Origin of the sequence: Sporanaerobium hydrogeniformans (assembly GCF_002735925.1) — a bacterium.
Taxonomy (GTDB): Bacteria; Bacillota; Clostridia; order Lachnospirales; family Cellulosilyticaceae; genus Sporanaerobium; species Sporanaerobium hydrogeniformans.
The window spans coordinates 1-6372 of the sequence record NZ_PEDL01000044.1 but is presented as its reverse complement, the minus strand read 5'-3'; the positions used below and the strand labels follow the sequence as shown (position 1 = coordinate 6372).

Annotated in this window: 5 protein-coding genes, 1 rRNA gene and 1 pseudogene; 6 read left to right on the top strand and 1 reads right to left on the bottom strand. The window is 31.9% G+C overall.

Features of this window, described 5'->3' with window-relative positions; all coding sequences use genetic code 11:
• Positions 1–91 (top strand): 16S ribosomal RNA (locus tag CS063_RS17175); the annotation flags it as partial.
• Between the two features lie 154 nt (positions 92–245).
• On the opposite strand, the pseudogene CS063_RS17170 reads toward CS063_RS17175, so the two are convergent.
• A pseudogene (locus CS063_RS17170) lies at positions 246–1331 on the bottom strand (ISL3 family transposase).
• A gap of 357 nt (positions 1332–1688) precedes the next feature.
• Between CS063_RS17170 and CS063_RS17770 the strand changes: the two are divergent.
• The 5 genes from CS063_RS17770 (at position 1689) to CS063_RS17145 (ending at position 5959) form a co-directional block, all read left to right on the top strand.
• Positions 1689–2300, top strand: a complete 612-nt coding sequence (locus CS063_RS17770; RefSeq protein ID WP_180270849.1) for a DUF488 domain-containing protein — start codon at positions 1689–1691, stop codon at positions 2298–2300.
• A 3-nt stretch (positions 2301–2303) separates the two neighbouring features.
• Complete coding sequence (locus CS063_RS17160) at positions 2304–2747, top strand: DUF488 domain-containing protein (RefSeq protein WP_180270848.1); 444 nt, start codon at positions 2304–2306, stop codon at positions 2745–2747.
• A 9-nt stretch (positions 2748–2756) separates the two neighbouring features.
• Positions 2757–3392 (top strand): dual OB domain-containing protein, encoded by a 636-nt coding sequence (locus tag CS063_RS17155; RefSeq protein WP_099450893.1) that lies wholly within the window; start codon positions 2757–2759, stop codon positions 3390–3392.
• A gap of 489 nt (positions 3393–3881) precedes the next feature.
• Positions 3882–5432: a hypothetical protein gene (locus CS063_RS17150; protein WP_099450892.1), complete on the top strand. Its 1551-nt coding sequence runs from the start codon at positions 3882–3884 to the stop codon at positions 5430–5432.
• A 209-nt stretch (positions 5433–5641) separates the two neighbouring features.
• Positions 5642–5959, top strand: a complete 318-nt coding sequence (locus CS063_RS17145) for a DUF1540 domain-containing protein (protein WP_099450891.1) — start codon at positions 5642–5644, stop codon at positions 5957–5959.
• The last annotated feature ends 413 nt before the right edge of the window (positions 5960–6372 follow it).

The following is a 6372-nucleotide window of genomic DNA, read 5'->3' as shown; positions in this document are numbered from 1 at the left end:
AAGGAGGGAGCCGTCTAAGGCAAAACCAATGACTGGGGTGAAGTCGTAACAAGGTAGCCGTATCGGAAGGTGCGGCTGGATCACCTCCTTTCTAAGGAAACAACTGGAATGGTTACTATTTTGTTTTGAATGTTCATGGAAACTCCTGATACGTTGAGTATTAGGAGTTTTTTAGGTTCTTTGTCAATTGTTGGGGTAACCCAAGTATAGAGATTTATAGGCAGCTAGGATAATGGAAAATTATTCTAGCTGTTTTTTGTATTACACATATGTAATATCCTATTTCTAAATCTATTAAAATTACGATAGCCATAGGCATTACGTTTGAGCACTTTAATCTTATTGTTTATACCCTCTGTATAACCATTAGTATAAGAAGTTGTAAATGAATTTAAGATACCTTTCTGCCAATTCAACATAGTTTTAGCTACGTCCGCGAAACGTTGTAAGTTACTGTCTTCGGCAAACAAAATTCAACTTTGCAAGCGTTCTCTAGCTGTTTCATAGTCTTCTGATTCCATAAAATCATAGAAAGTTTCTTTAAGAATGTAGGCTTTAGCCAACTTATCACTTGTATAAAGCATAAAGTTTACTTGACGCTTCTGATCATCAGTTAGATCTTTAAAGTGCTTAATAAGCACAATTCTAGATCTTTTGAAATATTTTCTTCTGTGGTCTGAAAAGTCTTTTTGAACTTCTTTTCTAATAGTTTCAAAAGCCTATAATACTTGTCTTGCATAATGGTATTTGTCTATGACATAAGTTGCAGAACCAAAGAGCTCCTTAGCCAAATCCCTATAAGTTCCCCAAATATCACTGATAAATAGAGTAGTCTTGGAAGTATCAAATTTTAAGAAATAAGAAGTTAAGTCAGTTTTATAGCGATTAGGTAAGATATCTATAATTGTTCTATTTTCAGGATCAGTAATAATGCATTGATATTTCTCATGTCCGGTATTGCCTTTAAATTCATCGATACCTAACACCTTTGGTAATGACTGAGGTGCATAGGATAGGTTATCAAAAATACGAATAACAGTAGTAATAGAAAGGTTTACAGAAGCTGAAACACTTTTAAAAGAATGTGTAGAACTAAGTTGTTGTAAGATATAGAAAGCTAATCTTTTAGTGTGACGATAATACCTGGGAAGAAAGTCTAAAGTCTCATAGAAGCGTTTGCCACAGTCTTTACAGACATATCTTCTTTTACGAAGCAGGAGAATAGTGTTGTTGCCAAAGGCAGGTAGATCTTTAATTGGTTGAAGTCGATAATCATGTACAGCATTTGTAACATGATTACAGCAAGGGCAAGAATGAGGTTTACGTTCCATTTGGATTTCTATAATTGTAGTACCATTATCATCATAAATATCTTTTATTAAAACACCTAATAATCTAAGAAACTTTTGGTAATAATAAGAAGAGAGCATAGTCATCAAATCCTTTCTAGTATGTCGTTGTACTTAGGATTGTTGAATATGCTCTTCTTTTATGCATACATACCCCAACATTTATTATAGAGCCTTTTTATGTAGTTGTAGAGAAAAAACGCGTATTATTACGGAAAAAGTGTAAATAAATAAAAATAATTAAAAAATATTTAAAAATAACGGAAGGTTTGTGTTGAATTTTTTGATTCTTAGGAGTAATATAATTTGTAAAATAGAATAGATTTAGCATTTTAGAGGATGAAAATGGACAATATAATTTATACTATAGGGTATTCTGGTTTTAAAATTGAAGATTTTATAAATACATTAAAGCGGTATTCAATAAAGTGCCTAATAGATGTAAGAAGTATGCCAAATTCAAGGTATTTTCCAGAATATAATAAGGAAACTCTTAGGGAATTTTTAAAAGAGAACAAAATCTTGTATAGGCATTATCCTATGGAATTTGGTGCAAGACAAAATGATACTAGGTATTACCCTAATGGATATTTAGATTTTGATTTGTTTACTAAATCGGAAGCATTTATTCAAGGACAGGAAAAAGTAGAAAAGGGAATGGAATTAGGTTATACCTTTGTATTAATGTGTGCGGAAAAAGATGCTATTGATTGTCATAGATGCATAATGGTTGCAAGGAAATTTTATCAAGTGGGTTATGAAGTAAGAAATATTTTGGATAATGGCAAGTATCAAAGTCAAAAAGAAATTGAGAAAAGACTTATTGAAAAATATTTTCCTAATAGGGATCAAGTATCGCTTCTAAGTCCGGTCTATAATGATGCTGAACTCATTAATCAAGCATATGTAAAAAGAAACAAGGAGATTGGTTATAAAATAGAGGAGGAATAAATAGTGAATATTTATACCATTGGTTTCACTAAAAAGACAGCACGAGAATTCTTCGAAAAAATTTCAGATACACCAGTACAATTAGTATTAGATGTGAGATTAAATAACGTATCACAATTAGCAGGATTCAGTAAGGGAAATGACTTAAAATATTTTCTAGATAAAATATGTAGAGTTCAATATGCACATGATATAAAGTTTGCACCAACCAAAGAAATACTAAAAGATTATAAAGATAAGAAAATGACATGGGAAGAATATGAAAAAAGGTATTTTTCATTAATGCAGGAAAGAGATATTATTACCTACTTTAATAATAAATACTTAAATAAAGATGACAATATTTGTTTATTATGTAGTGAAGCAACACCAGAAAACTGTCACCGTAGGCTACTTGCAGAAATATTAAAAGCTAGTATTGATAATGTAACAATATATCATATATGAGGTGAGTAAATGGGGAAGATAAGATTAATAATTATGACAAAATCATCTAAGTTTGGGGGATATTGTGTTGCAGGGATAAATACAGAAACTGGTGAATGGGTAAGGTTAGTTTCTGATGATGAGAATGCTGTAGGAAGGTCCTTAACTCTTCAAGATATGGAATATAAGGAGGGAAAGTATTGTAATATTTTAGATGAAGTTGAGGTCATAACTAAAGGGAATGAGAGTTGTAACTTACAACCTGAAAATATAATTATTGATACTAGTAAGTATTGGAAGAAAATACAAAGCTTAACAATTAATGATGTTTTAGAAGAGTATGATACAGATCAAGTTCAATACATTTTTGGAAATAGGTATGCCTATGTATCAGAAGAGGTAATTGATGAAGTTGGATATTCATTAGTTTGGATTGCGGTTGAAAATCTAGAAATACATACGGAAGTGAATGATAGCGGAAAGCATAAAGCGAAAGCAAGTTTCACATATAATGGGATAGATTATGAGCATATATCAGTAACAGACCCACAAATATATGGAAATGAAGAAATACAGAATTATGAGGAAGCTATTTTAATATTGAGTTTACCGGCAGGCCCATATAATGGAAAGTATTATAAGTTTATTGCTAAAGTATTTATTTAATATCAGAAGAGATTATTAGATATAGATAGTAGAAATGAGGATATTGTTTCGTGTCCTTATTTGTAGTAATAGACAATTTAATGAATGAATATGTACGGTGATTTTACGGTGAAACTTATTTTTTACGGTGCTAAAACGTAGAAATTATGGAATGCTTATAAATAAAGAATATAGTAATAAAACCCTTGATAACACTAAGCATTGTTGGTGTATCAAGGGTTTTGTTTTAATATCTTAACACACCCTTTAACGGTTTCCTAAACCGTACGTCGTAGGTTGAAATCACCTCACTTACAGTAAATAAAGTCTTGCAATTACTTGGTTTTCAAGAATTGTAGGGCTTTTATTATATAAAAAAGAGAAAATGAGGAACAGAACTAGAGTAATCTGTTTGGGCTAAAAAAATAGTTTGAATTTGTAGAAAAAATACTATTATGAATATTGTCATGATACAATATAATCATAAAATTAACTATAAGGGGGAGAATGATGAAGTTAAGAAATGTTATGGCACTTATCTTAGCCATGGGGATGACAACAAATATATTTGCAAGTGTACGGGATAACATCATCATAATGGGATATGAATACACTCCCATACAAGAGTTTGAGGAGCGAATGGATAATTCTATATTTGAGCCTGTCAAACAGGAAGAATATATTCCTTTTGATACATTTACAAAAAACAATGATACTTATATTTTAGTAAGCGAACTAATGTGTATTGATGATAACTTTAAAGTTACAGAAAAATGGTCGGAGTTAGGTGTTTGCATAAGTTACAAACAAGAAGGGCTAGAAATCCAGTTTACAACGGGCGGAGAAACTTGCTATATCCTACAGGACTATAAGTCTTCTCCCTCTAATTACAAACCTATTTTAAAAGAGGGGAAAATTTATGTACCTTTTAAGCTCATCAAGGAAAAGATAGGATATGATGTGGTCATTCCAAAGCCACCAGTAGTAGAGAAGGTGGAGGTAAATAGGCCAGATGCATTAGAACAGCTTGTTCCAGTGAAAGGAACAACACTTGGATTTGTTCGTATTAATAAAAAATTATGTCAGATGAGATACATCCAATATCAACTAGACAACTTAGTGAATTTAAGTGATTATGCACGCTATATACCTTGTTTATGGTCTTATGACGAGAAGACAAATGTATTAGAGGTAAAACGTGGGAAATATCATTGGGCAGAATTTAAACCTGGAGAGCTTTATTATAATTTAAATGGTTCAACACGAATGTTAGACTTTCCTGTAGAGCGCATAGGTAATGATTTTTATATAGCTATGCATCTTTTGGCAAGAATTAAATCGGATATCTATGCCTATACTTTGGATGGAAAGTATATATCCATTGAAACTCGAGATTTTACGCTAAAACAGCGTGATGCAGAGAGACGAGCATATATAGAGAAGTATGGTGAAGAGGCATGGCAAAGAGAAGAGAGGAATCGAACCTTTTTAGGTGAAAAGGAACTGGACTTAGGCTATTCGTTTACAGATTGGCGAGACACCCTTATTATGATGCCACACAACCCAGATGGAACTATAGCAAGTTTCAGCTATGTACAACCATTGCCACTAGATGTCTCTAAGGAAGCCTTAACAAGAACAGGAAAGAAACTTAAAATGGGACCTTTTACGGTACCACTTTATAAAGGCACTATTAGCTATAATTCACATCCTGCTTATACTAAAGACGAGTTTATTTCAGAGATTAGACATCCATTTGGACTAGGTATTCTATGTCATAAATTGATGGGTAAAGAGTTTATTGAGTTGAGCATTGCTAAAAATGCTGATATAGAACTTGTTATAAAAGAACTTTATACTATTTTTGCGCCACAATTTACAGCTAAGCAAGTTGAACAGCTTTGTAATGAAGCATTTGAGAAGCGTGCTTTGATTAGTAATCAGCTCAGCAAAGAAATAGAGAAGAAAAATTATAGTATTGCTTCCTATTTAAATTATAGAGTTAACAGTAGAGGTGAAAAGTGCTTCGAACGTTTTGAAGTGAGTTATAAATGGGACTGAGTTATTTATGAAAAATATAACTTAGTAGTATGTGATGAGTCAAGATAGTAAGGTGTGAATAAAAAAGGGATGTTGTTATGACGCAACATCCCTTTTTTATGTGCGCCCAACATGGAATCAATCTAACGGGTGAATTATTTTTTAATAAAAAATCATAATTTGAGCAGAATAAATAAAGAAAATACCAATAAATTAAGGAGAGAAGTAAGATGCCAATATTAGAATGCAGTGCTCATAATTGTTCATATAATAGAGAGAATAAATGTTGTCTGGCAAAAATACAAGTGGGTAGACAAGGGGCTAGCAACCCAAAAGATACCTACTGCAATAACTTTACAAGTGGAGAATACACTAATAGTAATGAAGTACATCATACATGTGATACAGTGGATATCACATGTATGGCTGCAGGATGTATTTATAATGATAATAGCAAAGCCGTATGCCGAGCCAATGAAATACAGATGGGGAATAAAGGGGCTTGTTGTCAGGAAGATACAGATTGCTTAAGTTTTGTATGTAGGTAATTAAGCAACAGATAGAGTAGTAGATAGGGAAAATAATCCATAAGTCTATTACTCTATTATTTATTTTAGTTATTTATTAGAAGAATAAGACATAAAAGGAATACAAATGTAAAAAACTCGATTAAAGAAGAGAAAGTAAAAATAATGAAAAGGGGGTTGACGTATGTATGTAGATAGTGTAATATTATAAAGGTCGTCAGCAATGAACGACCTCTATAAGGGTTACGTAAATAACCAACTTGTACTTTGAAAAACAAATACTACGAAATGATAGATTTAAACTTCAAATGCTCACTAGGTGAGCAAGCTAAAATTTATTTTAGCGCCTAATGATAACGCAAGTTGTCAGGGTAACAAACAGGTAATCTGTTGGTTTATATCTACAATTTAACCGATAAATTTATATTCTTTGT